The organism is Reyranella sp. (genome assembly GCF_965279465.1).
Classification (GTDB): domain Bacteria; phylum Pseudomonadota; class Alphaproteobacteria; order Reyranellales; family Reyranellaceae; genus Reyranella.
The window spans coordinates 5,366,421-5,391,515 of record NZ_OZ257242.1 but is presented as its reverse complement, the minus strand read 5'-3'; the positions used below and the strand labels follow the sequence as shown (position 1 = coordinate 5,391,515).

25 protein-coding genes and 1 pseudogene are annotated in these 25,095 nt (G+C 65.6%); 17 read left to right on the top strand and 9 right to left on the bottom strand.

Features of this window, described 5'->3' with window-relative positions:
* The first annotated feature begins 20 nt into the window (after window positions 1-20).
* From ACQY8M_RS26320 to ACQY8M_RS26295, 6 genes are read left to right on the top strand one after another with little or no spacing between them, the layout of a single operon-like run.
* Complete coding sequence (locus ACQY8M_RS26320) at window positions 21-779, top strand: SIR2 family NAD-dependent protein deacylase (RefSeq protein WP_428661891.1); 759 nt, start codon at window positions 21-23, stop codon at window positions 777-779.
* Window positions 779-1,795 carry a TAXI family TRAP transporter solute-binding subunit gene (locus ACQY8M_RS26315; RefSeq protein WP_428661888.1) on the top strand — a complete coding sequence of 339 codons (1,017 nt, stop codon included), beginning with the start codon at window positions 779-781 and terminating at the stop codon, window positions 1,793-1,795. Before ACQY8M_RS26320 ends, ACQY8M_RS26315 begins: the two co-directional genes overlap by 1 nt.
* A gap of 10 nt (window positions 1,796-1,805) precedes the next feature.
* A complete protein-coding gene (locus ACQY8M_RS26310) occupies window positions 1,806-2,540 on the top strand; it encodes an SDR family oxidoreductase (RefSeq protein ID WP_428661885.1) in 735 nt (244 codons plus the stop codon).
* 2 nt (window positions 2,541-2,542) lie between these two features.
* A complete protein-coding gene (gene eda, locus ACQY8M_RS26305) occupies window positions 2,543-3,169 on the top strand; it encodes a bifunctional 4-hydroxy-2-oxoglutarate aldolase/2-dehydro-3-deoxy-phosphogluconate aldolase (RefSeq protein WP_428661882.1) in 627 nt (208 codons plus the stop codon).
* 54 nt (window positions 3,170-3,223) lie between these two features.
* Entirely contained in the window at window positions 3,224-4,231 is a 1,008-nt protein-coding gene (locus ACQY8M_RS26300) for a hypothetical protein (protein WP_428661879.1), read from the top strand.
* 16 nt (window positions 4,232-4,247) lie between these two features.
* Window positions 4,248-5,222, top strand: a complete 975-nt coding sequence (locus ACQY8M_RS26295; RefSeq protein WP_428661876.1) for a sterol desaturase family protein — start codon at window positions 4,248-4,250, stop codon at window positions 5,220-5,222.
* Window positions 5,223-5,248: 26 nt separating this feature from the next.
* On the opposite strand, the gene ACQY8M_RS26290 is transcribed toward ACQY8M_RS26295, so the two are convergent.
* Entirely contained in the window at window positions 5,249-6,169 is a 921-nt protein-coding gene (locus ACQY8M_RS26290; protein WP_428661873.1) for a sugar kinase, read from the bottom strand.
* 34 nt (window positions 6,170-6,203) lie between these two features.
* Here ACQY8M_RS26290 and ACQY8M_RS26285 point away from each other — a divergent pair, with 34 nt between their 5' ends.
* Window positions 6,204-8,000, top strand: a complete 1,797-nt coding sequence (locus ACQY8M_RS26285; RefSeq protein WP_428661871.1) for an IlvD/Edd family dehydratase — start codon at window positions 6,204-6,206, stop codon at window positions 7,998-8,000.
* A gap of 148 nt (window positions 8,001-8,148) precedes the next feature.
* Here ACQY8M_RS26285 and ACQY8M_RS26280 read toward each other — a convergent pair whose 3' ends face one another.
* A complete protein-coding gene (locus ACQY8M_RS26280) occupies window positions 8,149-8,730 on the bottom strand; it encodes a hypothetical protein (protein WP_428661869.1) in 582 nt (193 codons plus the stop codon).
* 292 nt (window positions 8,731-9,022) lie between these two features.
* On the bottom strand, window positions 9,023-9,901 hold the full coding sequence (locus tag ACQY8M_RS26275; RefSeq protein WP_428661866.1) for an SDR family oxidoreductase: 879 nt from the start codon (window positions 9,899-9,901) through the stop codon (window positions 9,023-9,025).
* Between the two features lie 115 nt (window positions 9,902-10,016).
* Here ACQY8M_RS26275 and ACQY8M_RS26270 point away from each other — a divergent pair, with 115 nt between their 5' ends.
* Both ACQY8M_RS26270 and ACQY8M_RS26265 read left to right on the top strand, forming a co-directional pair.
* On the top strand, window positions 10,017-10,535 hold the full coding sequence (locus ACQY8M_RS26270; RefSeq protein ID WP_428661863.1) for a cold-shock protein: 519 nt from the start codon (window positions 10,017-10,019) through the stop codon (window positions 10,533-10,535).
* A gap of 33 nt (window positions 10,536-10,568) precedes the next feature.
* Complete coding sequence (locus ACQY8M_RS26265; protein ID WP_428661861.1) at window positions 10,569-11,057, top strand: DUF192 domain-containing protein; 489 nt, start codon at window positions 10,569-10,571, stop codon at window positions 11,055-11,057.
* A 78-nt stretch (window positions 11,058-11,135) separates the two neighbouring features.
* Here the strand turns inward: ACQY8M_RS26265 and ACQY8M_RS26260 are convergent.
* Both ACQY8M_RS26260 and ACQY8M_RS26255 read right to left on the bottom strand, forming a co-directional pair.
* Window positions 11,136-11,674: pseudogene (locus tag ACQY8M_RS26260) on the bottom strand (O-methyltransferase).
* 135 nt (window positions 11,675-11,809) lie between these two features.
* A complete protein-coding gene (locus tag ACQY8M_RS26255; protein WP_428661858.1) occupies window positions 11,810-12,691 on the bottom strand; it encodes an aldolase/citrate lyase family protein in 882 nt (293 codons plus the stop codon).
* Between the two features lie 67 nt (window positions 12,692-12,758).
* On the opposite strand from ACQY8M_RS26255, the gene ACQY8M_RS26250 reads away from it, so the two are divergent.
* Both ACQY8M_RS26250 and ACQY8M_RS26245 read left to right on the top strand, forming a co-directional pair.
* The gene (locus ACQY8M_RS26250) at window positions 12,759-13,733 is read left to right on the top strand and encodes a Bug family tripartite tricarboxylate transporter substrate binding protein (protein ID WP_428661855.1); all 975 of its coding nucleotides are present in this window, start codon (window positions 12,759-12,761) and stop codon (window positions 13,731-13,733) included.
* Between the two features lie 111 nt (window positions 13,734-13,844).
* The gene (locus ACQY8M_RS26245) at window positions 13,845-14,528 is read left to right on the top strand and encodes a glutathione S-transferase family protein (RefSeq protein WP_428661852.1); all 684 of its coding nucleotides are present in this window, start codon (window positions 13,845-13,847) and stop codon (window positions 14,526-14,528) included.
* Window positions 14,529-14,550: 22 nt separating this feature from the next.
* On the opposite strand, the gene glsA is transcribed toward ACQY8M_RS26245, so the two are convergent.
* Together glsA and ACQY8M_RS26235 are read right to left on the bottom strand one after the other, a co-directional pair.
* The gene (glsA, locus tag ACQY8M_RS26240; RefSeq protein ID WP_428675492.1) at window positions 14,551-16,401 is read right to left on the bottom strand and encodes a glutaminase A; all 1,851 of its coding nucleotides are present in this window, start codon (window positions 16,399-16,401) and stop codon (window positions 14,551-14,553) included.
* 71 nt (window positions 16,402-16,472) lie between these two features.
* Window positions 16,473-17,054: a cupin domain-containing protein gene (locus ACQY8M_RS26235; RefSeq protein WP_428675620.1), complete on the bottom strand. Its 582-nt coding sequence runs from the start codon at window positions 17,052-17,054 to the stop codon at window positions 16,473-16,475.
* Here ACQY8M_RS26235 and ACQY8M_RS26230 point away from each other — a divergent pair.
* From ACQY8M_RS26230 to ACQY8M_RS26205, 6 genes are all read left to right on the top strand, one after another.
* Window positions 16,969-17,229 carry a DUF433 domain-containing protein gene (locus tag ACQY8M_RS26230; protein ID WP_428675490.1) on the top strand — a complete coding sequence of 87 codons (261 nt, stop codon included), beginning with the start codon at window positions 16,969-16,971 and terminating at the stop codon, window positions 17,227-17,229. The genes ACQY8M_RS26235 and ACQY8M_RS26230 overlap by 86 nt on opposite strands.
* Complete coding sequence (locus ACQY8M_RS26225) at window positions 17,163-17,372, top strand: DUF5615 family PIN-like protein (RefSeq protein WP_428661849.1); 210 nt, start codon at window positions 17,163-17,165, stop codon at window positions 17,370-17,372. Before ACQY8M_RS26230 ends, ACQY8M_RS26225 begins: the two co-directional genes overlap by 67 nt.
* A 63-nt stretch (window positions 17,373-17,435) precedes the next feature.
* Window positions 17,436-18,647: an acyl-CoA dehydrogenase family protein gene (locus ACQY8M_RS26220; protein ID WP_428661846.1), complete on the top strand. Its 1,212-nt coding sequence runs from the start codon at window positions 17,436-17,438 to the stop codon at window positions 18,645-18,647.
* Between the two features lie 108 nt (window positions 18,648-18,755).
* A complete protein-coding gene (locus ACQY8M_RS26215; RefSeq protein ID WP_428661843.1) occupies window positions 18,756-19,970 on the top strand; it encodes an acyl-CoA dehydrogenase family protein in 1,215 nt (404 codons plus the stop codon).
* A gap of 105 nt (window positions 19,971-20,075) precedes the next feature.
* Window positions 20,076-21,092 carry an aldo/keto reductase gene (locus tag ACQY8M_RS26210; protein WP_428661840.1) on the top strand — a complete coding sequence of 339 codons (1,017 nt, stop codon included), beginning with the start codon at window positions 20,076-20,078 and terminating at the stop codon, window positions 21,090-21,092.
* An 18-nt stretch (window positions 21,093-21,110) separates the two neighbouring features.
* Window positions 21,111-22,970 (top strand): ABC transporter ATP-binding protein, encoded by a 1,860-nt coding sequence (locus ACQY8M_RS26205; protein WP_428661837.1) that lies wholly within the window; start codon window positions 21,111-21,113, stop codon window positions 22,968-22,970.
* 84 nt (window positions 22,971-23,054) lie between these two features.
* On the opposite strand, the gene ACQY8M_RS26200 is transcribed toward ACQY8M_RS26205, so the two are convergent.
* Together ACQY8M_RS26200 and ACQY8M_RS26195 are read right to left on the bottom strand one after the other, a co-directional pair.
* The gene (locus ACQY8M_RS26200) at window positions 23,055-23,933 is read right to left on the bottom strand and encodes a TauD/TfdA dioxygenase family protein (RefSeq protein ID WP_428661834.1); all 879 of its coding nucleotides are present in this window, start codon (window positions 23,931-23,933) and stop codon (window positions 23,055-23,057) included.
* 10 nt (window positions 23,934-23,943) lie between these two features.
* Window positions 23,944-25,074: a glutathionylspermidine synthase family protein gene (locus tag ACQY8M_RS26195; protein WP_428661831.1), complete on the bottom strand. Its 1,131-nt coding sequence runs from the start codon at window positions 25,072-25,074 to the stop codon at window positions 23,944-23,946.
* Window positions 25,075-25,095: the final 21 nt, after the last annotated feature.

Sequence of the window (25,095 nt, the reverse complement as noted above, 5' to 3'; positions counted from 1 at the left end):
GCACCGCAGGAGAGTGCCCCATGAGTGAGCCCACAAGCGAAACCGACCGGCTGCGCGACATGATCGAGGGCGCCAGGCGCATCGTCGCCTTCACCGGCGCCGGCATCTCGACCGAATCCGGGATCCCGGACTTCCGTTCGCCGGGGGGCATCTGGACCAAGTATCAACCGATCGACTTCGATGACTTCATGTCCTCGGAGGAGATGCGGCGCGAAGCGTGGCGCCGGAAGTTCGCAACCGACGAGACGATGGTCAAGGCCGAGCCCAATGCCGGCCATCGCGCGCTGGCCAAGCTGGTCGAGCAGGGCAGGATGACGGCGATCATCACCCAGAACATCGACGGCCTGCACCAGCGCTCGGGCGTGCCGGCTTCCAAGATCATCGAGCTGCACGGCAACACGACGTACGCGACATGCCTCGATTGCGGCCAGCGCCACGAGCTCGAACCGATCAGGAAGGCGTTCCTCGGCAAAGGCACCCTGCCGATTTGCGAGAAGTGCGACGGCATCGTGAAGACCGCGACGATCTCGTTCGGCCAGGCAATGCCCGAGATCCAGATGGCGCGTGCTCAGGACGTGACCAACAATTGTGACCTGTTCATCGTGCTCGGCAGCTCGCTCGTGGTCCAACCCGCGAACGCTTTCCCGCAGATCGCCAAGCAGCGCGGGGCGAAGCTGGCGATCCTGAATCGCGACCCGACCGACCAGGACGACGACGCGGACCTCGTCATCCACGGAGAGATCGGCCCGACCATGAGCCGCGTGGTGGGTGTGAACTGATGCCGTCACGCCGTTCCGCCCTCGCAGGCGCCGCCTTCCTGCCGCTTGCTGCCCCCCTTTTTTCGCGCCTCGCGCACGCGCAGCAGGACATCACATTCTTCCGGATCCTGACCGGCGGCACGGTCGGCACCTATTTCCCGATCGGCGGCCTGATCGCCAACGCGATCTCCAACCCGCCCGGCTCGCGGCCGTGCAACGAGGGCGGATCGTGCGGCGTGCCCGGCCTGGTCGCGACCTCGGTGGCATCCAACGGCTCGGTCGCCAATGTGGCGGCGATCGCGGCAGGGACCGCCCAGTCCGGCTTCGTGCAGTCCGACATCGCCCACTGGGCCTACAACGGCACCGGCATCTATCAGGGCCGCCCCAAGGTCGACGGGTTGCGCGCCATCGCCAACCTCTATCCCGAGAGCATCCAGCTCGTGGTGCGCAAGGGCTCGGGCATCAAGTCGGTGCCCGACCTGCGCGGCCGCAAGGTGTCGCTCGACGAGCCTGGCTCAGGCACTCTGGTCGATGCGCGGCTGATCCTGTCCGCCTTTGGCGTCAGCGAGAAGGACCTCAAGGCCGAGTACTTTCGCGCCCAGCAGGTCGCTGACAGCCTGAAAGACGGGACGGTCGACGCATTCTTCAGCGTCAGCGGCTGGCCGCAGAGCGCCGTCGCCGATCTCGCCGCCACGGTCGGAATCGAGCTGGTGCCGATCGCCGGCCCCCAGGTCGACGCGTTGGTCTCGCAGTTCCCCTTCTTCAGCATCGAGGAGATCCCTGACAATGCCTACAGGGGCGTAGCAGGCGTGAGGACCGTGAGCGTACACGCGATCTGGGCAACGTCAAGCAAACAGGGCGAAGAGCTGATCTACAAGGTGACGGCGGCGTTGTGGAATCCGGCGACCCGCAAGCTGCTCGATTCGGGCCATGCCAAGGGTCGGGAGATCCGCCTCGAGACGGCCACGACGGGGCTCGGCATTCCGCTCCATGCCGGCGCCGAAAAGTTCTACAAGGAACAGGGCCTGATCAAATAGGCGGGGGATCATGCGACTGAAGGGCAAGGTATGCGTCGTCACAGCGGCGGGGCAGGGCATCGGCGCGGCTACGGCTCGAGCCTTCGCCCGCGAGGGCGCGACGGTATGGGCGACCGATCTCGATGAGGGCAAGCTGCAGGCGCTTGGCGGCACGGCCGGCGTGCAGACCCGCAGGCTCGACGTGCTGGACAAGGCGGCGATCGGTGCGCTCGCCGCCGAGACCGGCGCGATCGACGTATTGTTCAACTGCGCGGGCTTCGTGCATCATGGCACGGTGCTCGACGCCACCGACGAGCAATGGCAGTTCGCCTTAGACCTCAATGTCCGCAGCATGTTCTGGACGATCCAGGCCTTTCTCCCCGGCATGGTGGAGAAGGGCGGCGGCTCGATCGTGAACATGTCGTCGGCCGCCTCCTCGGTGAAGGGAGCGGCGCTGCGCTTCATCTACGGCACGACCAAGGCCGCCGTGGTCGGCCTCACCAAGTCGGTGGCGGTGGATTACGTCAGCAAGGGCATCCGCTGCAATGCGGTCTGCCCAGGCACTGTCCAGACGCCGTCGCTCGACGAGCGGATCGCCGGCCTCGGCGGTGGCGCGGACGCCCGCACGTTCTTCCTGCAGCGCCAGCCGACCGGCCGGTTCGGCTCTGCCGACGAGATCGCCGCCCTGGCGGTCTACCTGGCCAGCGACGAGGCGGCCTTTACCACGGGCACGGTGAACGTCATCGACGGCGGCTGGAGCGTCTGACTGTGGATATCTCGGCCATCGCCGCCCTGGCGCCGGTCATTCCGGTCCTTACCGTCGACCGGGTGGCCGACGCCGTGCCGCTCGCGCGAGCGCTGGTCAAGGGCGGCCTGCCGGTGCTGGAGATCACGTTCCGGACTGCGGCGGCGTTGGAGGCGCTGGGCGCCATCGCCTGCGAGGTGCCCGAGGCGGTGGTCGGAGCGGGGACGGTGCTCGACGAGGCGCAGGTAAGGCAGGCAATGGCGGCGGGCGCGCGGTTCGGCGTCAGCCCCGGCTGCACTCCGGCGTTGGCCAGGGCCGTGAAGGAGGCTGGCCTGCCGTTCCTGCCGGGCGTCCAGACGGTCTCCGAGGCAATGGTTCTCCGCGAGCTGGGCTTCGGATTGCTCAAGTTCTTCCCGGCCGATGCAGCCGGCGGCACGGCGTGGCTGAAGGCAGCTACTGCACCACTCGCCGGTCTGCGCTTTTGCCCTACGGGGGGCGTGGGCCTCGGAACCGCGCCGGCCTACCTGGCGTTGCCCAACGTCGCTTGCGTCGGCGGGTCCTGGGTGGCCCCGCGCGAGGCCGTGGCGGCGGGCGACTGGTCGAGGATCGAGCGGCTTGCCGCCGCGGCGGCCGAGCTCAAACGAGCCTAGCGCGCGGGCCGGAAAACTGCTTCAAGAGGACCGGGCAGGAGTTCGTTCCCGAACATGAAAAAGGCGGTCATTGCGGCTTTGGCGCTGGTTATGGGCGCGAGTGCGGTCGCGCGCGCGGATCAGGTCATCGTGCTCAATTCGGAAGAGGCATCCTACAGCATCCTGAGCCGCGGCCTGCGCGTGGAAACCCAGCGCCTGCCGCTCGGGCGCGAGCCGCATCACCTGATGCCGACGCCGGACGGCAAGGAACTGCTGATCGCCTCGACCGTCACCAACGAGCTGGTGGCGCTCGACACCAAGACCGGAGAGCGCAAGCGCACCATCCGCGGCATCATCGACGCCTATCAGCTCGGCTTCAGCCCGGACGGCCAGTGGTTCGTGACCGCAGCTTACCGGCTCGATCACGTCGACATCTATCGCTACGACGGCAATTTCAAGCTCGCCGGCCGCATCTTCATCGACGGCATGCCGAGCCATATGGCGTTCGACAGCGATTCCAAGACGGTGTTCGTCACCCTGCAGCAGAGCGGGAAGGTGGTCGCCTTCGACCTGCACACCCAGCTCATCAAGTGGAACATGGAAGTGGGCAAGGCGCCGGCCGGCGCGGTCATGCTTCCGGACAACAAGCGCTTGCTGGTCGCACTGACCGGTGAGGATTCGATCGTCACAGTGGATCCGAAGGACGGTTCGGTCGTCGGCCGGCTCAAGACCGGCAAGGGCGCGCATAATTTCTGGCCGAAGGGTGACGGCCGCCATTGGTTCCTGAGCAACCGCGTTGAAGGGACCGTTTCTCTGATCGACACCCAGGACATGCAGGTCGTTGGCACCATACGTATTCCGGGCGGCCCCGACTGCATGGACATCACACCCGACGGCAAGGAGCTGTGGGTGACGCAGCGCTTCCTGCGCCGCATCGCGATCGTCGACCTCGCGACGATGAAGGTCAGCGGCAGCATCCCGACCGGCAAGTCGCCGCACGGCGTGTACATCCTGAAGGCACCGGCCCTGACGCCGCCGTCGCCCCTGCTGCGCGCGGCCTCGAACGAGCCGGATCCGAAGTAGGCCGGATTCGAAGCCGATGGTGCGCCCGGCAATCGATCTCTGGGTCGGTGTCCAGACCTGGCTGTTCGAGACCTTTGTCAGCCCGGTGCTGTTCTCGCTCAGCCTGATGGAGTGGTTCGAGCCGGCCTTCAACGCGGTCGAGTTCTTCATGTTGGGGGTGGTCCAGATCCTGGTGATCCTGCTGGTCATGCGCCCGCTGGAGCGCCGCTGGGGTGTCGAGCGCGGCGAGGCGCGGCTGGTCGGCGTGGACCGGGTCTACACGCTGCTCAACAAGCTCGGCGTCATCCCGCTGCTGGTCTTCGTGCTCGCCTATCCGATCACAAACGAGATCGAGCATCTGGTGAGGGTGTTCGGCTTCACGCCGCCGCGGCTCGAACGGCTGGTTCCGGGCCTGTACGACAGCGCCTTCCTGTCGTTCCTGGTTTATTTCGCGCTCTACGACTTCGCCGCCTACTGGGTGCATCGCGCGCAGCATCGCTTCGGCTGGTGGTGGGCGCTGCACAGCCTGCATCACAGTCAGCGCCGCGTGACCGTCTGGACGGACGACCGTAACCACCTGATCGACGATCTGCTGGTGAATCTGGTGCTGGCGGTGTTCGCGCAGTTCGTCGGCGTGCAGCCCGACGACTTCGTGCTCATCCTGATGGTCGGGCGCATGGTCGAGAGCTGGTCGCATGCCAATGTCGACATGAGCTTCGGCCGGCTGGGCGAGCGGCTGTTGGTCGGGCCGCGTTTCCACCGGCTGCACCACGCGCTGGCCGATGCCGCCCAGCCGCATATCCATGATCACAATTTCGCGCCGGTCCTGCCGGTATGGGACATGCTTTTCGGCACGGCGCGCTTCGGCGATATGCCGCGACCGACCGGCGTCGACGATCCCCGGATCGATGCCGACAACGGACGCGGCTGGCTCGGCCAGCAGATGGTGGTGTTCAAGCGGTTCGTCGCGGCCCTCATGCCGCGCGGATCATGGGCGACGCAGCGCCGCTGAAGTGCTGGGGAGCTGCGCTCCCGGCATCACAAGTGCTTCAGCACCGCCTCGCGGCGGGGGATCGGCGTCACCGCGCCGTAGCCCAGTGTCGACAGCGCGGCGGCGACGTTGGCGTAGCGTGCCGCGGCCTCCGGGTCGTCGCCTTCCAGCAGCCGGGTGAGGAACGCGCCGTCGAACGTGTCGCCGGCGCCCGTGGCGTCGAGCGCGTCGATGCGATGCGGCGCGATCCGGATGCGCCGGCCGGGCAGGGCGAGCAGGGCGCCTTCGCTGCCCATCTTGAGCGCGACCATCGGCGCGCCGAGATCGAGGTAGAAATCGGCGATGTCCTCCGCGGCGGACAGCCCTGTGAGCTGCTGGGAATCGTCGAGGCTCGGCAGCGCCACGTCGCAAAGCGGGATGGTGGCGTGGATCTTCGCGCGCGCCGTCTCGAGGTCCCACAGCCTCAGGCGCAGGTTGGTGTCGTAGGACACCTTGACGCCCGATGCCCGCGCGGCGGCGATTGCCGCATCGCAGGCCGCGCGGGCCGTTTCGCTGATCGCCTGGCTGATCGCCGATAGATGCAGGAAGCCCGCGCCCGCGATGTAGTCCTTCGGCACGTCGGCAGGCGTCATCAGCGACGCGGCGGAATTCCTGCGCAGGTAATCGAACTTGTGGCCGGCCGGGCCGTGGGTGACGAAGTTCACGCCGGTCGGCGCGGTCGGATGGCGGCCGACCTTCGAAGCGTCGACACCTTCGCTCTTCCACAGTTCGAGGAAGGCGTCGCCCATCCAGTCCTGTCCGAGGCTGGTGAGATAGCCCGCGCTCGTGCCCTGGCGTGCAGCGGCGATCGCCACGTTCTGTGAATCGCCGCCGAAGCCCTGGAGCCAGGTGCGGCCGTCGCCGTCCCTGGGCCGATTGAATTCGATCAGCGGTTCGCCGATGGAGACGATGGCGGGAGAGGTGTTCATTGGGTTAGGGTCACCGAAACCGTGGAGGAACGAGATGGCCGCCGACAACAAAGCCAACGGCAAACGCCGCCTGCGCAGCCGCGAATGGTTCGATGCGCCGGGCGACCCGACGATGGCCGCGCTCTATCTCGAGCGCTACATGAATTTCGGCCTGACCCTTGGCGAGTTGCACAGCAACCGGCCGATCATCGGCATTGCCCAGACCGGGAGCGACCTGTCTCCCTGCAACCGGCACCATCTCGACCTCGCGACCCGCGTGCGCGACGGCATCCGCGACGCCGGCGGCATCCCGATCGAGTTTCCCGTCCATCCCATCCAGGAGACCGGCAAGCGGCCGACCGCGGCGCTTGACCGCAACCTCGCCTATCTCAGCCTGGTCGAGAGTCTGTACGGCTATTTCTTCGACGGCGTCGTGCTGACCACCGGCTGCGACAAGACCACGCCGGCCATGATCACCGGCGCCTGCACGGTCAACATACCGTCGATCGTGCTGTCGGGTGGGCCGATGCTCGACGGCCATTACGCTGGCGGGCTCGCGGGTTCCGGCACCATCGTCTGGTACGCGCGCCAGGAGCTCGCCGCCGGCCGGATCGACCTGCAGACATTCCTGAAATGGGTTGCGGACAGCGCGCCGAGCGTCGGCCATTGCAACACCATGGGGACGGCGCTCTCCATGAACAGCATGGCCGAGGCGCTCGGCCTGTCGCTGCCCGGCTGCGCGGCCATTCCCGGGCCGTATCGCGAGCGCGGCCAGATGGCCTACGAGACCGGCAAGCGGATCGTCGACATGGTATGGGAGGACCTCAAGCCGTCCGACATCCTGACTCGCGAGGCGTTCGAGAATGCGATCGTGGCGGCGAGCGCGCTCGGCGCCTCGACCAACTGCCCGCCGCACGTCAACGCGATCGCGCGCCATATCGGCGTGGACCTCGACAACGCCGACTGGGACAGGATCGGCTACGACATCCCGCTGCTGGTGAACTGCATGCCGGCCGGCAAGTATCTCGGCGAGGCCTTCCATCGCGCCGGCGGCGTGCCCACCGTGATGGCCGAGCTGATGGCCAAGGGCAAGTTGCGCGGCAATGCGCTGACGGTAACGGGCAAGACCTACGCCGAGAACCTCAAGACGGCCAAGCAGGCCGATGGCGAGGTGATCAAGAGCTACGACAAGCCGATGCTGGGGCAGGCGGGCTTCGCCGTGCTGTCGGGCAACCTGTTCGACTCGGCGATCATGAAGACCTCGGTGATCTCGTCCGAGTTTCGGCAGAAGTATCTCGAGAAAGCCGGCGACAAGGACGCCTTCGAGGGCACGGCGATCGTGTTCGAGGGGCCCGAGGACTATCACCACCGGATCAATGATCCGAGCCTGCCGATCGACGAGAACAGCATCCTGTTCATCCGCTACACCGGCCCGGTCGGCTATCCGGGGGCCGCCGAGGTGGTGAACATGCTGCCGCCGGACCGGCTGGTGAAGGGCGGCGTGCTGCTGCTGCCCTGCGTCGGCGACGGCCGGCAGAGCGGGACGTCGGCCAGCCCCTCGATCCTGAATGCCTCACCCGAGGCTGCGGTCGGCGGCGGGCTGGCGCTGCTCGTGACCGGAGACAAGGTCAGGGTCGATATCGGCAAGCGCACCGCCAACATCATGATCTCCGACGAGGAGCTGGCGAAGCGCCGCGCGGCCTGGAAACCGCACATCAAGGAGAGCCAGACTCCGTGGCAGGAGCTGCAGCGCAAGTTTGTCGGCCAGCTCGCCTCCGGCGCCTGCCTCGACTTCGCAGTCAACTACCAGAGGATCGCTCAGACCAAGGGCGTGCCGAGGCACTCGCATTAGTTAAAGGCGCCCATAAAGTTCTCCTCCCTCGCGAAGCGGGGGAGGCGGCGCGGTAATCCGCGAGGGGGTCATGAGCAATGACCCCTCCATCGGCGTAAGACGCCGACACCTCCCCTGCGCGGGATCCGCCAAGGGGAGGAAAGGACTTTTATCGATAAAGCCGTTGCTCGACCGTGATCGGCAGATCGGTGCGGTTGATCAGCACGATCGCCCACGGCGAGGTCGGTGGTCCTTGAGGGGCGCGGCCAGCCGGAGGAGGCGGGGGGGCGAGACTGGACGTTGCTCCCGGAGCGACGAAGCCCGCGGCAGGCGCACCGCCGAAGGTCGGGCCGGCGAAAAGCGACCGCGGCGCCGATTGCATTGGCGGAGGCGGAGCGTGCTGGGCAACCATCGTCTCGGACGGTCCGCGCTCCTCGAACACCACCATGATGCGATCACGGCGGCGACTGGCCGAGAGCACATTTATCGAATAGGGACCGGGGCGCATGCCGAGAAAGATACCGATCGCATTCGTGCGTCCCGGCTCGAACAAATCGGGAGGATTGGCGCCGACGCGCGTCCACAGGCTACGCCATTCGGCCATGGTGTACGCCATGACCTGCTCAGGCTGGCGGACGACTGCTGCCGAGCCGCGCCACTGGCGAAGCTCGACGGACTGCGCCGTGGCCCCACCCGCGCAACCAACAAGCGCGGCGACGGCGAGCAAGAGCGACTTCAACTTGGACAACACGCGGGCAGCTCGTTCCGAACCTGGGCTGATGAACCGGGAACCCACAAACACCATTACAGTTTGGCTCAAATGCGGCGAACGGCATCGGGTCAATGCGAACCGACATCGGATTCCGTCGATGTGATGCTCAAAAGCCACAGTGCTGCACGAGCCCTGTGCTTCGCGACTGTGTATGCTGCAGTGCATTAAAAGCGCGGCCATCCTGCGCTTGCATCAAATCCGACTGCGGTGCCTCCTCATTGAATACCTCCTCGCCGCTTCACCCCTTGGTAGGAAGGAGGAGCATGAGAGCTCACGACCGCTTCGCCTTGTCGGCGGCGTTGGTCGACTGGATCTGTTCGCGGATGCGGCGCCAGTCGTCGTCGCTGTAGGCCATCATGCTGGAGAACGTGCCGTTGCCCATGATGCCCATGCCGCCGTCGATCGCGATCACCTCTCCGTTGATGTACTCGACCTCGTCGCTCATCAGGAACGCCGCCATGTTGGCGAGCTCGCCCGGGCGGCCGACCCGGCCCATCGGGTTGCGCACCTTGTAGCGATCGTCGTCGTCGTCCTTCATCGGATTGAGTCGCGCCCATGCGCCTTCCGTGGGAAAGGGGCCGGGCGCGATGGCATTGAGGCGGATGCCGTGCCGCGCCCATTCGACGGCGAGGCTCTGCGTCATCACCGCGACGCCGGCCTTCGACATCGCCGACGGCACCACGAAGGGACTGCCGGTCCACACCCACGTCGTGAGAATGCTGATGACGCTGGCCTTGCGCTGCTCGGCGATCCAGCGCTTGCCGCAGGCGTTGGTCATGTAGAAGGTGCCGTGCAGCACGATGTTGGCGATCGCATCGAACGCGCGTGGGCTGAGGTCCTTGGTCTGCGAGATGAAGTTTCCGGCAGCATTGTTGACCAACCCGTCGAGCGGTCCGCCCGCCCAAATTTCGCCGATCATCTCCTCGACGGCGGTCGCGACGCGGATGTCGACAGTAAATGTGTCGACCCGGCGGCCAGGATGCCTGGCCATGATCTCCCTGGCGGTTTCCTCGAGCACGCCGCCACGGCGGCCGCAGATCACGCAATCCGCGCCGAGCTCGACGAAACGCTCCATCATGATCTTGCCAAGTCCCGTGCCGCCGCCGGTGACGAGGAATCGCTTGCCCTTGAACAGGTCGTTTCTGAACATCGCTGTCTTCCCCCGTGCCTCAACCTTTCGTTTATCTTACGACTTCAAATGTTCACAAGTGTTGCGCGCGCCAACCGGACTGATAGGATTTCAGGATAACAAGAGGGATCGTTGAATGACGACCCATCAGGGAGAGCAAGGCGGGGACGTCGGGTCGGTTGAGCTGCGTGGTAAGGTAAAGTGGTTCAACGCCGTAAAGGGCTATGGATTTCTTGCCCTCGAAAGCGACAACAGCGACGCGTTCCTGCACGTGACGACACTTCGGCAATCCGGGCATGAGGATCTCAAGCCAGGCGCTACGGTGTTATGTGCTGGTGTCCGCGGGCCCAAGGGCTGGCAGGTGATGAAGGTGCTCGACGTTGATTCGTCGACTGCCGTCGCAACCACGCCTAAGCCTCCGCCCGCGCCAGAAGGCATTGCCATGGGCGACTACATCGCCGCCCTGGTGAAGTGGTACAATAACGAACGCGGCTACGGCTTCGTCACACGTGAAGCGACGGACGGGGATATCTTCGTCCACGCTGCGGTGCTGCGACGGCACGGCATGGAATCGCTGGCACCGGGCCAGAAGGTGATGGTGCGCATCGCCGAGGGGCAGAAGGGCCTGCAGGTCGTCGAAATCCGAGGCGCTTGACCTCCACGGGTCTGGTCGCGCACTAAGGCGACCATGGCGTTTCAAGTGGTGTCGCGGCCGGTCGGTCGCCGGTTCATCTTCGCTGCTCCGCTGATGTTCGCGGCCGTGGCCGCGCGCGCCCAGCCTGCGGACGTCCAGTTCAAGCGCTCGTCGCTGACGATCGTGGCCGGTGGGCGCGACCTCAGGTTCGAGGTCGACCTCGCGACCAATGACGCCGAGCGCTCGCGCGGGCTGATGTTCCGCAAGCAGCTCGGTGCCTACGAAGGCATGCTGTTTGATTTCTTCCAGGAGATGCCGGTCAGCTTCTGGATGAAGAACACGCTGATCCCGCTCGACATGGTGTTCATCGCCGGCGACGGCACGGTGAAGCATGTGCACGCCAACGCCGTGCCGCTCTCGACCGATGCCATCCCCAGTCTTTATCCGGTGCGCGCCGTGCTCGAGATCAACGGCGGCAGCGCCGCACTGCTCGGCATCAAGCCAGGCGACAAGGTCAAGCATCCAATCTTCGGCAACGCTTGACGCAGCTTTCAATCTCTTGCTGGGAGCGCGGGTCTGGAAACCCGCGCTCCCAGCAAGACGATGAGCAGCTTTCGAGGGCTACCGCTTCAGCGCGCAGGTCATGCCGTCGCCGACGGCGAGCAACGTGAGGTCGACCCGCTCATCGTTCCTGAGCTTTGTGTTGAGCGCGCGGATCGCCTTGGTGTCCTCGCTTTGGTCCTTGCGATCGACGACAGAGCCGCCCCATAGAACGTTGTCGATAGGATCAGGCCGCCGCGACGCAGCAGCCTGAGGCAGCGCTCGTAGTAGGCGTCATAGTCGTTCTTGTTGGCGTCGATGAAAGCCATGTCGAGCTGCCCGCCCAAGCCTTGAGCCAACAGCCAATCCAGCGTCTTCAGCGCTGGACCGATGGTGAGCTCGATCCGGCCCTCGACGCCCGCTTCTCTCCAGTAGGACCGGCCGATGCGGGTCCACTCTTCGCTCACGTCGCAGCACCAGAGCTTGCCGTCGGGCGGCAAGGCCCCTGCGACGCAGAGCGCCGAATAGCCGGTGAAGGTGCCGACCTCGACGGCGCGCCTGGCGCCGATCGCGCGGGCGAGCAGGGCCATCTGCTGGCCCTGATGGGCGGAGATCTGCATGCCGGCCTGGGGCAGCCTGGCCGTCTCCTCGCGCAGGCGCCGTTTCAGCGGGTTGTCGCGCAGCCAGTTGTCATCGACATATTCGGACAGTTCACCACCGATCGTCGGCCAACTCTTCATCGCTGCACCTGATGTTCAGACCGGCATCGTGCGCTTCTGGTGCGCCCGCCCGACCTTGGCGGACTCGGGATTGTGGCCGGAGATGACGCGCACGCCTTCGTCGAGGCTGGCGGCGATCTTGTCCGGCGTGGCACCCTCGAGGAAGGCAAGCTTGTTCCTGCGGCAGCCGGCGAAGACCTTCTTTCGCGCCGCTTCCATCTCCGGCGGGTAGGGACGCCGCTGCAGCGTGGTGTAGCCGAGCGCGAGGCCGAGATCTCCTGGTCCAAGCTCGGCGAAGCCCAGCCCCGGTACGGCGAGGATCTCGTCGGCATTGGCGACGCCGGCCGGGCTTTCGATCTTGACGCCGAGCAGCAATTCGCCGGTCGGGCTGAGCGGCCAGGGCTCGGCACGGTCGAAATATTCCTCCTGAGTCAGGCCCCAGATCGGCGCCGCCGTCGGTTCGGAGCCGCGGCCGCGCGTGCCGCCACCCAGCGTGTCGGTGCCGGTCTTGTGATGCGGAAAGCGGCAGGCGCGCACGAACCCCTTCACCGCGTCGGCGGACTCCGCCTGGCAGAGCAGAATGCCGTGGGCGCCGCGCGCGAGGATCTGGCGGAACTGCCAGGCGTTGAAGGTGACGTTCGGTCCGTCGGTGCCGTTGACCGGTGCCTCGACGATCACCGTCGGCGTCCGGTGGCCCGAGCGCGTCGGCCCGCCGTCGAGCAGGCCGCGCATGTAGTTCTCGAGTCCGGTCATGTCGAAGGCGCCGTGCTCCATGCCGACGTTGATGTAGTCGGCCCATGTCTTGGCGTCGGCGCGGCCCTGATCGTAGGTCAGCACGTGTCCGGTGTGCGGGCCATCGTAGTAGATCGCCTGATCGGCTTCCAGGAGCTCGATGGCGCGATTGATGCGGTTGGCCATGACGTTTCCCCATTTTCTTCCGTTGCAGGCCAGCATAGACCGTACAGTTGCGCAAACGGGAGGAAACATGACGATTCGATTGGGGCGCCGAGCGGTCTTGGCCGGAACGGCTTCGCTTGCCGCCTGGCCCGCGGCCGCTCAGGCGGGCTATCCGGACCGGCCGATTCGCCTCGTGGTGCCGGCCGGAGCCGGCGGGCCGACCGACGTCGTCGCCCGCATCCTGCAGCCCCACCTCTCGCAGATCCTTGGTCAATCGGTCGTGGTCGAGAACAAGGCGGGCGCGAGTGGCAACATCGGCGCCGCGATGGTCGCCGGTTCCGCCCCCGACGGCTACACGATCCTGATGGCGCCCTCGACCAACGCGCTTACGCCGGCACTCTACGGCAAGGCGTTGGGCTACGATGTCGTCAATGCCGTCACGGGTGTGGCTTATGTGGCGAGCGTGCCTCTGATCGTCGTTGGGCCTGCCGAAGGTCCCAAGACCTTGCCCGAGCTGATCGCCCTGCTGAAGAAGGAGCCGGGCAAGCATTCCTACGCTTCCTCGGGCAATGGCGGGATCATCCACCTCGCGGGGTTCCTGTTGCTTGAAAAGGCAGGGGTCGAGGCGCTTCACGTGCCTTATCGCGGCTCGGCGCCGGGCATGATCGACACGATTGCCGGCCGGCATGCCTTCCAGGTCGACACGCTGGGCTCCAGCAAGGGCTTCCTCGACAGCGGCAAGCTCCGGGTGCTGGCGGTGATGGCCGACAAGCGCATGCGGCAGTTGCCGGACGTGCCGACGGTCGAGCAGGCCCTGGGCTTCAAGATGGCGATCAATACCTGGTACGTGATGCAGGCGCCGACGGCGACGCCGCGTCCCGTCATCGACAAGCTGAACGCGGCCTTCAACGAGGCCCTCAGAAATCCCGACGTGGTGAAGCGGATGGCTGAGCTCGCCATCGAGCCGATCCAGTCCACGCCCGAGCAGGCCAAGAAATATTTCGACGACCAGATGGCATTCTGGGAACCGATCATCAAGAAGTCGGGCGCCAAAGCGGAATAGCCTTGGTCGTTGCGGGTTGTATCGTCGGCCTTGCTGTTCGCCGATTGGCAGAACAAGCTCTGCACGTATGGTCTCCCGACCGATCAACGCCTCAAGATGGAGTAAGCAGACATGATCAAGTTCTATTGGAACACCGCACCCAACCCGGCCAAGGTTGCGCTCTGCCTCGAAGAGATGGGCCTGCCCTACGAGATCGTGCCGATCGACACCCGCAAGGGCGATCAGCACAAGCCGGAATTCCTGGCGATCAATCCGAACGCCAAGGTGCCGGCGATCGTCGATGACGGCGAGATCGTCTTCGACAGCAATGCCATCCTGCTCTATCTCGCCGAAAAGACGGGCAAGTTCCTGCCTGCCAAGTCATCGGATCGCGGCCAGCTCCTGTCGTGGCTGATGTTCGTTGCGTCGGGCATCGGGCCCTATTCGGGCCAGTCGGTGCATTTCCGGAACTTCGCGCCTGAGCCCAAGGACTATGCCGTCAACCGCTACACTTTCGAGGCGCAGCGCCACTGGGGCATCCTCGATGCGCGCCTCGGCAAGCAGAAGTACATGGTGGGCGACGCCTACGGAATCGTCGACATGGCGGTGTGGGGCTGGTCTCGCCTGATCCCGTTCGTGCTGGGACCCGAGGCGCCCACGCAGTTCCCGAACCTGCAACGCCATCTCGCCGAGATCAGCGCGCGGCCAGCGGCCGTGAAAGCCCTCGCGCTCAAGGACAAGTACACCTTCAAGACCGAGATGGACGAGACGGCGCGGCTGGCGATGTTCCCCCATCTCGCAAAGAAGGTGGCCTGATCGTCATCGCGATGCGCTCGCGTCAATCCGACACGAGCGCATCGATCTTCCGGTTGGCGACGATCAGCTTGCGGGCGAGCAGGGCAGCAAGGTTGCGTATGATGCGCTCGCTGGCTTGCGGATGGGTCTCGCGGAAGTGCGCGTAGGCGTCGAGCGAAAGTTCCAGGCAATCGACGCGCGTATCGGCCCAGACGTCGGCGCTGCGATAGGTTTCCAGCAAGGCCATTTCACCGACCGCCATGCCGGCGACGAGGGTGGCGAGGCGCACGCCGCTCTCCAGCTTGACGCTGACCATGCCGCGCAGGATGAACAGGATCGAGGACGCGGCCTCGTTCGCGGAGATGATCCGCTCTCCCGGCTGGAACCTTCGCTTGTCCATCGCGGCGGCCAGCACCTCGACCTCCTCGGCGGATAGTCCGTCGAGAAGTGCCTGCTCGCCGAGAGCGGCCCGCTCGTGCAGCCTGTCGTACCCGCCGTGGAGGTAGATGATCTGGTCTTCCGCCCACTCGATCGCTTCATCGAGCAGCGCCGCCTTGCGCAGTTTGGGCACGCGCGCGAGCCACGAATCGACGGTTGCGGAGAACGTCGTCATGTGCGCTGTGCCGGACAGAGTGACGGTGACGCCGGCCGCGGCCATGCCGTCGAGGCTGTCTTCCAGCAGGCGGACGGCGGCATGGCTGATGGTGGACACCCGGCGGAAATCGACGATGGCCTGAATGGCGCGGCCCTTCGCATCGGCAAGGCGTCGCGAGACATATTCCATGCTGCCGAAATTGATCGCGCCGCCGAGCTCGAGCGTGATGCCGCTCGTCTGGTACCTGTCGAGGATCTTCTGTTCGCCGGGCTGTCGACTGCGGCGTGAGGAGACACCGCCCAGATCATAGGCGGCTCCGACGCAGGTGCGGACGTCGGCAATGCGGTTGAGCAGGTGCAGGTCGAAGTGGGAGGACAGGGCCTCGCATGCCTGCACGCCGCGCACGCTATGGCCGTGCGAGTCGAGCAGCGGCGAATAGATCCCGAGCCCGAGCTGGGAGGGCAGCGTGGCGACGATCCCCCCGCCAACGCCGCTCTTGGCGGGTATGCCGATCCGGTAGCCCCATTCGCCGGCATAGTCGTACATGCCGGAACTCACCATCACCGAAAGGGTGCGGGCGACCACATAGGGCGAGAGCACCGACTCGCCGGTCACCGGATTTACACCGTTGTTGGCCAGCGTTGCGGCCATGATCGAGAGGTCGCGGGCAGTCACCTGCACGGCGCACTGCCGGAAGTAGACGTCGAGCGCCTGGTCGACCTCGCATTTCAGGACGCCATGCGTTCGCAGCAGGTAGGCAATCGCCCGGTTGCGGTCGCCGGTTGCCCGCTCCGATTCGAACACCGCGCGGTCGTAGGCCAGTTTCCGGCCGGCGAAACGAGAGAGTTCCTGCAGGATGCGCTCGAAGGCGCCGCTGCCTTCGGCATCGCAAATCAGGCCCGAGCAGGCGATCGCGCCGGCATTGACCATCGGGTTGAACGGACGGTTGGCGGCATTCAGCCGGATCGAATTGAAGGCATCGCCGCTCGGTTCGACGCCGATCGTCGCTTCCACCTCTTCGGCCCCGACCGTCTCGAGCGCCATCGCGAAGACGAAGGCCTTCGAAATCGATTGGATGGTGAAAGGCACCAGGCTGTCGCCCATCTCGTGGACGTAGCCGTCGACCGTGGCGATGCAGATGCCGAAATGGGCCGGATCGGCCTTGGTCAGTTCCGGGATATAGTCCGCCAGCTTGCCGCTGGAATTCGGTGCAAACTCGCCATGGCAGCGCCTGAGAAATCGAAGCAATGGTAGGTCAGACATTTTCCCCGACGCGCGTAGATCCCACGCCTCACTCATAGCAATACCGGGCCCACGATCCGGTCCATTGCAAGCGGCAAATCGTCTCGCGTTTCGGTAGAAATGCAGCCTCAACGTGTCTGCATCTTCGCCTTCGGTTGCCTCGCAGTCTTGGCAAGCCGTCCGGCCGGTTTGGCACCGACAAGCACGGCGGCGACCACGCACGGCTCTTTGGTGCGAACGCTCCAGGAATGGTTGGTGCCGCGCTGGATCAGGATGTCGCCCTGCTTCAGGAGCTTCTCGCCCTTGTCCAGGATCGCCCAAATCTCGCCCTTCAGCACGATGATGTAATCGACCGTCGCGGTCGCATGCATCATTGCGTCCCCCGACGCGTGGTCCGGCGCACCGCCGGCACCGATCGACTTGAATGCCTTGGCGGCATTGGCCGACTTGCGCCACTTCGTGTCGGGCGGGAACTCGACGATCCGCAGGATCGTACCCTCGGCCGGCGGCTCGAGCTTGATCTTGCCCCTCGCGGCATCCGCGTTGCCGCTGTTCGAGGCCGGCGCGGTTTTGGTTCGCCACAGATCGGTGAGCGCCACGCCCGGCATCGACGCCATCTCGAGGATGTTCGGCGCCTTGCCGTCCATGACGAAGACCGATCTGCCGTCCTTGTCGTGTCCGGTGACGACGCGGCGAATGCGTTTGACCATGCTGCTCTCCTGGTTGGGGCGGGTTGGTCTGGGAGGGTGCCTCCGCTATTATGCTCCAATGACAAGCTCACGCATCTCCGTCGACCCTACCGTCATGATGGGCAAACCGTGCATCGAGGGGACACGCATCACGGTGGAGTTGCTCTTGTGGACGAGAATATCGCGACCATTGTAGTGGCTCGCCTCCGCACCGCCGGCCACGATTTTGTGGCCATCGCTGAGACAGCGGCAGGCGCCTCGGACGATCAGGTACTGGCCATAGCCGTCGCCGACCAACGCATCCTGCGAATTCGCCCTCTCGTTCATCGGTCCGATTGAGCGGCCAGCCGCTTTACGGGACGGAACCGCACGCGGTACTTTCCCGGCCCAAAGGAGCCCCAGATGGACCTGACGTTCGGCAAGGAAGAACTGACCTTCCAGCAGGAAGTGCGCGACTGGTTGAAGGAGAACCTGACGCCCGAGATCATGGGCGAGATCAAGGTCGGCCGGAACGCCTACATGCCGAAGGAACGGCTGATCGATTGGCAGAAGCGGCTGGCGAAGAAGGGCTGGCTGTGCACGGGCTGGCCGAAGGAATTCGGCGGCCCGGGCTTCACCACGACGCAGAAATACATCTTCGAGATGGAGATGGCGAAGGCGGGGGCTCCAGGCACCTCGCCGTTCGGCCCGAAGATGTGCGCGCCGGTGATCATGAAGTACGGCTCGGACGAGCAGAAGAAGCGTCACCTGCCGCCGATGCTGAATTCCGACCTGATCTGGTGCCAGGGCTACTCCGAGCCAGGTTCGGGCTCCGACCTCGCGTCGCTGCGCACCAAGGCGGAACGGCAGGGCGACTTCTACATTGTGAACGGCCAGAAAACCTGGACGACGCTGGCGCAGACCGCCGACTGGATCTTCTGCCTGGTGCGGACCTCGAACGAGGGCAAGCGGCAGGAGGGCATCTCCTTCCTGCTGATCGATATGAAGACGCCGGGCATCTCGGTCGAGCCGATCATCACCGCCGACGGCAACCGCGCCGGCACGCAGGAGGTCAACTCGGTCTTCTTCACCGACGTGAAGGTGCCGGTCGAGAACCGGGTCGGCGAGGAGAACATGGGCTGGACCTACGCCAAGTACCTGCTCGAGTTCGAGCGCGGCGGCAATCCCTACAGCCCGCGGCTCCGCTCTGGCTTCGAGCGGCTGAAGCGCCTGGCGCAGTCGATGCCGGACGGCGAGGAGTCGATCATGGCCGACACGGCGTGGCGCGAGAAGCTCGCCCGCATGGACATCGAGATCTCCGGCCTCGAGATGTTCGAGATGGAGTTCTATTCCAAGCTCGCCTCGGGCCAGAACCCGGGGCCGCTGTCGTCGATGATCAAGCTGCGCGGCACCGAGGTCATGCAGCAGGTCCAGGAGTACGCCGTCGAGGCGGCCGGCTATTACAGCCAACCGTTCCCCGAGCAGCGCGCCTGGAACGCCAATGTCGAGCCGATCGGTCCCGAGGGCGTCGATGTGCTCGCGCCGCGCTATTTCAACGGCCGCAAGATGACGATCTACGGCGGCTCGTCCGAGGTGCAGCGCGGCATCATGTCGAAAGTGATGCTGGGCCTCTAATCTTGTCGTCCTGAGCGCAGCGAAGGACCTCACGCCAGTTTCACAGAACGCCGCCTGGGCAAGCGCTAGATCCTTCGCTTCGCTCAGGATGACAAGAAGGGCACTGAAATGGACCTAGCCTTCAACGCCGAGGAACTCGCCTTCCAGAAGGAAGTGCGCGATTGGATCACGGCCAACATGCCGCCGGAGGTGGCGGAGGAGAGCCGCCGCAGCCGTACCAGCCACGTGTCGAAGGAGCGGCTGCTGCAGTGGCAGAAGAAGCTCGCAAACCGCGGCTGGCTCTGCCCGAACTGGCCCAAGGAATACGGCGGACCGGGCTGGAACTCGACCCAGAAGTTCATCTTCGAGATGGAGATGGCGCGGGCCGATTCGCCCTATCTGTCATCCTTCAGCATCAAGATGGTGGCGCCCGTCCTGATGAAGTACGGCAGCGACGCCCAGAAGAAGCGCTACCTGCCGAAGATCGCGGCCGCCGAGGAGCTGTGGTGCCAGGGCTATTCGGAGCCGGGCTCGGGCTCCGATCTCGCCAGCCTGCGTACGCGCGCCGAGCTAAAGGGCGGCCACTACGTGGTCAATGGTCAGAAGATCTGGACCACCAACGCCCATTGGGCCGATTGGATGTTTTGCCTGGTGCGGACCTCGAACGAGGGCAAGCGCCAGGAGGGCATCTCCTTCCTGCTGATCGACATGAAGACGCCCGGCATCAAGGTCGATCCGATCTACCTCGTCGACGGCACGCGTACGCCGATGCGGCACGAGGTCAACCAGGTCTTCTTCACCGACGTGAAGGTGCCGGTCGAGAACAGGGTCGGCGAGGAGAACAAGGGCTGGACCTACGCCAAGTACCTGCTCGAGTTCGAGCGCGGCGGGCAGGCCTTTGGGCCTCGCCTGCGCAAGGCCTTCCGGCATCTGAAGGAGCTGGCGCATACACAGCTCGATGCCGGCGCGCCGTTGTCGGAGAACCGGAACTGGCGCGAGAAGATGGCGGCGCTGGAGATGGAGATCGACGCCGTCGAGATGAACGAGCTGATGTTCTATTCGAGCATGAAGACCGGCGACAATCCCGGCACCCAGGCCTCGATCGTCAAGATGCGCGGCACCGAGGTCGGCCAGAAGGTCACCGAGCTCGCCGTCGAGGCGGTCGGCTGGTACGGCACGCCCTTCACCGAGCTGCGCAACTACGACAGCAACGTCGTCCCGGTCGGCGGCGAGTATGTCGACGACGTCTCGCCGCGCTACTTCAACACGCGCAAGACGACGATCTACGGCGGCTCGTCGGAGGTGCAGAGGAACGTCCTGGCGAAGGCGATGCTGGGCCTATAGTCGTCCTGAGCGAAGCGAAGGACCTCACGCCTACACCAGAGAACGTTGCCGGACCTGGCGCTAGATCCTTCGCTGCGCTCAGGATGACAGAGGAAGAATGTGCTCATGGATTACCGCCGCCTCGGCCGTGCCGGCCTCAAGGTCTCCGAGATCTGCCTCGGCACCATGACCTTCGGCAATGGCGCCGACCAGGCCGAAGCCACGCGCATGGTGAGCGCCATGCTCGATGCCGGCGGGACGTTCTTCGACACGGCGAACTCCTACGTCGGCGGCACGTCGGAGACGATGCTGGGCGAGGCGCTGAAGGGGCGGCGACACGACGCCATCGTCGCGACCAAGGTGTTCAATCCGATGGGCCACCGGCCCAACGATTCGGGGATGTCGCGGCTGCACATCAAGCAGCAGATCGAGGCCAGCCTGAAGCGGCTGCAGACCGACTACATCGACATCTACTACATCCATCACGTCGATCATCAGACGCCGCTCGACGAGATGCTGCGCGCTTTCGACGATCTCGTGCGCGAGGGCAAGGTGCTCTACACCGGCTGCTCGAACTACGAGGCGTGGCGGCTGATCGAGGCGATGTGGATCAGCCAGAGCAACGGCTGGGTCGGCTTCTCCTGCTACCAGCCGCAGTACAGCCTGGTCGTGCGGGACCTCGACGAGGAGGTCGGGCCTGCCTGTGCCGCCAAGGGCCTGGGTCTTGTCGCCTGGTCGCCGATGGCCGGCGGTTATCTTGCCGGCAAGTACACGCCGGGCAGCCTCAAGGTGCAGGGCACGCGCTCGGCCGAGGGCTGGGGCTTCAACAGCCGCTTCTTCGCGCCCAACCACGCAGAGATCCTGCAGGTGCTGTTCGATGTCGCCAGGGAGGTCGGCCGCACGCCGGCCCAGGTCGCGCTGCGCTGGGTGATGGACCAGCCAAACATGACCAGCGCCATCGTCGGCGCGCGCAATGCCGAGCAGCTCCGGGACACGCTGGCCGCCGGCGGCTGGCGCCTGCCGGCTGAGGCGCTCGAGAAGCTGAACAAGGCCTCGGCCCAGCCGAGCCGCTATCCGCGGGCCTTCGAGGACCCGATGCCTGCGCGGCGAAACAGTGCCGTCAAAATGCCGGGGATGTCGTAGACCGTCGCCGACGGTCCCATGAGCGATTCCCGGTCGATTCCCAATCCCCGAACGTTCAGGGAGCGCTTCGGCGCGCTCCGCACGCTGGGGCCTTTCCTGGCGATGGTCTGGCAGATCAGCCCGCGCCTGATGGCGGGAGCGCTGGCGCTGCGGCTGGTCCGCGCACTGGTCCCCATAGCCGGCCTCTATATCGGCAAGCTGATCATCGACGATGTCGTGCATCTGGTGCAGATGCCGGATCGGCCGGTGAGCTTTCAGGCGTGGCTGGACAGCGGGCATCTGGCGTGGCTCGGCGCGCTGCTGCTTGCCGAGTTCGGCGTGGCGGTTGTCGGGGACGTGCTGCTGCGGCTCGTCGGCCTGACCGAAGGCCTTCTGGCGGAGCAGGTGACCAACGGCTCGAGCGTACGCCTGATGGAGCATGCGGCCACGCTCGACCTCGAGGATTTCGAGGACGCCGAGTTCCAGGACCAGCTCGAGCGGGCGCGGCGGCAGACCAGCGGACGGCTCACGTTGCTGGGCCAGCTCTTCGCGCAGGCGCAGCAGGCCCTCACCATCGCGAGCCTGATCGTCGGTCTCTTCGTCTATGCGCCCCTTTTGATCCTGCTGCTCGCGGTCGCGCTCGTCCCGGCCTTCATGACCGAGGCGCACTTCAACGCCCGGACCTATACGCTCGATTTCGGCCGCACCCCCGAGCGCCGCGAGCTCGACTACGTGCGCCAGACCGCAGCGAGCGTGGAGACGGCCAAGGAAGTGAAGATCTTCGGCCTGCACGGCTTCCTGATCGACCAGTACAGGCGGCTTGCCGGCGAATTCTACGACGCCAACCGCGCGCTCGCGGTAAGGCGCGCCGGCTGGGGCAGCGTGTTCACCACCGTCGGAACGATGGGCTACTACGCAGCCTATGCCTACATCGTCTGGCGCACGCTGCACGGCGATTTCTCGATCGGCGACCTGACCTTCCTGTCGGGCTCCTTCCTGCGGCTGCGCACGATGCTGGAGAACCTCCTGTTCAGCTTCTCGTCCGTCGCCGGTCAGGCGCTGTATCTGAACGACCTGTTTTCCTTCTTGCGCACCCGGCCGGAGATCCTGTCGCCCGCCAACGCCCGGCCGTTCCCGCATCCCATCCAGGAAGGGTTCGCATTCGAAAATGTCGGCTTCATCTATCCCGGCGCCGAGCGCTGGGCGGTGCGTCACCTCAGCTTCATCCTGAAGGCGGGCGAGGTGGTGGCGCTGGTCGGCGAGAACGGCGCCGGCAAGACCACGCTGGTCAAGCTGCTGACACGGCTCTACGACCCGGACGAAGGGCGCATCCTGCTCGACGGCCATGACCTGCGCGACTACGACCTCGAGGCGCTGCGCGGCAGCATGGGCGTCATTTTCCAGGATTTCGTGCGCTACAACTTCACGGCCGGAGAGAATATCGCGGTCGGCCGAATCGAGGCGCGCAACGACCATGCCCGCATCGAACGCGCCGCCGAACGCAGCCAGGCCGACCAGGTGATCGAAGCGCTGCCCGGCGGCTACGCGCAGCGGATCGGCAAGCGCTTCAAGAACGGTGTCGAGCTGTCGGGCGGCGAATGGCAGAAGGTTGCGATCGCGCGCGCCTACATGCGCGAGGCCGAGGTGCTGATCCTCGACGAGCCGACGGCCGCGCTCGACGCGCGTGCCGAGTTCGAGGTCTTCCAGCGCTTCAAGGAGCTCAGCAAGGGCAAGACGGCGGTGCTGATCTCGCACCGCTTCTCGAGCGTGCGCATGGCCGACCGGATCTTCGTCCTGGCCGACGGCAAGGTCGAGGCGCAGGGCACGCACGAGGAGCTGGTGGCGCGGCCGGGATTATACTCAGAGCTGTTCGAGCTGCAGGCGGCTGGATACCGGTAGCGTCTTTCGCTGGGGGCGCGCCACTCCAGTGGCGCGTCAGGATCATGAATCGCGCCACTGGAGTGGCGCGCCCCCAGCGAAGGATTATCCCGCGAGAACCGGCTCGCCGACGATCTGGGTCCGGTGCATCAGGCGGCGCAGGCTCTCATCGAAGGCGTCGCGGCGGTGCATGACGCAGCGGTTGTCCCACATCACGAGGTCGCCGATCCGCCACTTCTGATACCAGGCGAAGCGCTCCTGGGTGGCGTGCGCCCACACCGCGTTCAGAAGCGTCTCGCTTTCCTCGACGCTCAGCCCGTGGATGTAGGCGCCCGGCCGGCGGCCGAGGAACAGCGCCTTGCGATTGGTGATTGGGTGCAGCCGGACGAGGGGATGCACCGCGCCCGGCGTGGTGCGAACGTCGTGCGTGGTCTGGAACCCCTTGCGGAGCTCGCCGGCGGAGTTGCGGCTCGAGTCGTGGATGCAGGTTTTGCCTTCGATCGCCTGCTTGAGGTGATCCGGCAGGGTCTCGTAGGCACTGTACATGTTGAGGAAGCCTGTATTGCCGCCGTCGGGCGGCACCTCCAGCGCATAGAGCAGCGAAGCGCGCGGCGGCAGAGGGTTGTAGGACATGTCGGTGTGCCAGACGAGCTCGTAGCTGCCGAGCCCGCCTACGGCCTTGCCGTCCTTCTTCACGCTGGCGATCACCGCGACCCATTCTTCGGCTTCCTTGGGCACGCCGGAGTTGGAGCGGTCGAAGCCGGCCGAGGCGATCGGCACGCGGTCGAGATCGCCAAAGCGGGCGCTGAACTTCATCAGCATGTGGTCGTCGATCTTCTGGCCCGAGAACCGGAGCACGAGGTGCTCGCTCCAGGCCTCGGCGATCCTGTCGAAGGTCGCATCGCTCACCGGTTGGGACAGATCGACACCATGGACATCGGCGCCGAGTGCGCCGCCGGTCGGCTGGATCCAGATCTCGCTCATGGAACGCTCCTCACCTGAAATAATGCGGCACGAAGCGGCTGTTGTTGTGGGTAATGCGCCGCTCGTCCTCGCGCATGCCCACGCCGGCCGCTTTGCCCTCGACCACCCACGAGCCCGTCACCGCATGGTTGCCGTCGAACACCGGCAGCGGCTGGTAGGTCTGCCAGATGTAGCCCTCGTCACCGTAGCTCCCGGCGGCAGTGTCGAACAAGCCGGGTCCGACCAGGGTGACGTTATGGCCCTCGCGGCCAAAGATCGGCTTTTTCACATGGGCAGGACCGAGATCGGCGTGCTGTGTGTCGAAAGCCGGCAGCAGGTTCTCGTGGCCCGGAAATCCTTCCCACAACAGCGGCAGCAGCATCTTGTTGCTGAGGATCATCTTCCATGCCGGCTCGATGAACGCCGTGGTGTCGGTCAGGACATGCACGCCAAACTGCTCGCGCGCCATCCATTCCCACGGGTACAGCTTGGCCATCACCCGGATCGGCATCTCGTCGAGATCGGTGAAGCGCCTGCCGTTCCAGCCGATTTGCGGCACCGCCAGCGGCTTGCCGGCGAGGCCGGCCTGCAGGGCGGTGTCGCGCATGTATTCCGACGTCGCGAGATCCTCGGGCTGATCCTCGAAGCGCGCGAAATGCACCAGCGCCTCGGGCGGGAGCCGCTTCAGGATGCCGCGCCAGGCTTCGATCAGTCGCTCATGGATCGAGTTGAACTGGTCGGCGTCGGGCTTCACGTCCTTCAGCCAGTACCATTGCACGACGGCGGCCTCGTAGAGCGCGGTCGGCGTGTCGGCGTTGTATTCGAGCAGCTTCGGCGGGCCGTTGCCGTCGTAGGCGAGGTCGAAGCGGCCGACGAGCGTCGGGTCGGAGCGCCGCCATACCGTCTCGATGTAATCGCCCCATGCCGGTGGGATGCGCATGCGCTCCCAGAGCCTGTTGGCGACGACATATTCGACGGCCTCGAGGCAGAGCTCGTGCAGCGTTTCCGTGGCCGCCTCGAGCTGGTCGACTTCGTCGGAGGAGAAGGCATAGCAGGCCTGCTCGGTCCAGTAGGCCTTGCCGTCGAGCATGTAGTAGTCGAAGCCGAGCTGGTCGAGCTTGCTCTGCCAGCCGGGACGGGGCGAAACCGCTTCGCGACGCATCAGGACGAACCCGACGAGCCG

Excerpts from the sequence above, each read along its gene's own strand:
- ACQY8M_RS26320 (WP_428661891.1), top strand. The coding sequence starts at position 21 with ATGAGTGAGCCCACAAGCGAAACCGACCGGCTGCGCGACATGATCGAG.
- ACQY8M_RS26315 (WP_428661888.1), top strand. The coding sequence starts at position 779 with ATGCCGTCACGCCGTTCCGCCCTCGCAGGCGCCGCCTTCCTGCCGCTT.
- ACQY8M_RS26310 (WP_428661885.1), top strand. The coding sequence starts at position 1,806 with ATGCGACTGAAGGGCAAGGTATGCGTCGTCACAGCGGCGGGGCAGGGC.
- ACQY8M_RS26300 (WP_428661879.1), top strand. The coding sequence starts at position 3,224 with ATGAAAAAGGCGGTCATTGCGGCTTTGGCGCTGGTTATGGGCGCGAGT.
- ACQY8M_RS26295 (WP_428661876.1), top strand. The coding sequence starts at position 4,248 with ATGGTGCGCCCGGCAATCGATCTCTGGGTCGGTGTCCAGACCTGGCTG.
- ACQY8M_RS26290 (WP_428661873.1), bottom strand. The coding sequence starts at position 6,169 with ATGAACACCTCTCCCGCCATCGTCTCCATCGGCGAACCGCTGATCGAA.
- ACQY8M_RS26285 (WP_428661871.1), top strand. The coding sequence starts at position 6,204 with ATGGCCGCCGACAACAAAGCCAACGGCAAACGCCGCCTGCGCAGCCGC.
- ACQY8M_RS26275 (WP_428661866.1), bottom strand. The coding sequence starts at position 9,901 with ATGTTCAGAAACGACCTGTTCAAGGGCAAGCGATTCCTCGTCACCGGC.
- ACQY8M_RS26270 (WP_428661863.1), top strand. The coding sequence starts at position 10,017 with ATGACGACCCATCAGGGAGAGCAAGGCGGGGACGTCGGGTCGGTTGAG.
- ACQY8M_RS26265 (WP_428661861.1), top strand. The coding sequence starts at position 10,569 with ATGGCGTTTCAAGTGGTGTCGCGGCCGGTCGGTCGCCGGTTCATCTTC.
- ACQY8M_RS26255 (WP_428661858.1), bottom strand. The coding sequence starts at position 12,691 with ATGGCCAACCGCATCAATCGCGCCATCGAGCTCCTGGAAGCCGATCAG.
- ACQY8M_RS26250 (WP_428661855.1), top strand. The coding sequence starts at position 12,759 with ATGACGATTCGATTGGGGCGCCGAGCGGTCTTGGCCGGAACGGCTTCG.
- ACQY8M_RS26245 (WP_428661852.1), top strand. The coding sequence starts at position 13,845 with ATGATCAAGTTCTATTGGAACACCGCACCCAACCCGGCCAAGGTTGCG.
- glsA (WP_428675492.1), bottom strand. The coding sequence starts at position 16,401 with ATGAGTGAGGCGTGGGATCTACGCGCGTCGGGGAAAATGTCTGACCTA.
- ACQY8M_RS26230 (WP_428675490.1), top strand. The coding sequence starts at position 16,969 with ATGTTCGGCGCCTTGCCGTCCATGACGAAGACCGATCTGCCGTCCTTG.
- ACQY8M_RS26235 (WP_428675620.1), bottom strand. The coding sequence starts at position 17,054 with ATGGTCAAACGCATTCGCCGCGTCGTCACCGGACACGACAAGGACGGC.
- ACQY8M_RS26220 (WP_428661846.1), top strand. The coding sequence starts at position 17,436 with ATGGACCTGACGTTCGGCAAGGAAGAACTGACCTTCCAGCAGGAAGTG.
- ACQY8M_RS26215 (WP_428661843.1), top strand. The coding sequence starts at position 18,756 with ATGGACCTAGCCTTCAACGCCGAGGAACTCGCCTTCCAGAAGGAAGTG.
- ACQY8M_RS26210 (WP_428661840.1), top strand. The coding sequence starts at position 20,076 with ATGGATTACCGCCGCCTCGGCCGTGCCGGCCTCAAGGTCTCCGAGATC.
- ACQY8M_RS26205 (WP_428661837.1), top strand. The coding sequence starts at position 21,111 with ATGAGCGATTCCCGGTCGATTCCCAATCCCCGAACGTTCAGGGAGCGC.
- ACQY8M_RS26200 (WP_428661834.1), bottom strand. The coding sequence starts at position 23,933 with ATGAGCGAGATCTGGATCCAGCCGACCGGCGGCGCACTCGGCGCCGAT.
- ACQY8M_RS26195 (WP_428661831.1), bottom strand. The coding sequence starts at position 25,074 with ATGCGTCGCGAAGCGGTTTCGCCCCGTCCCGGCTGGCAGAGCAAGCTC.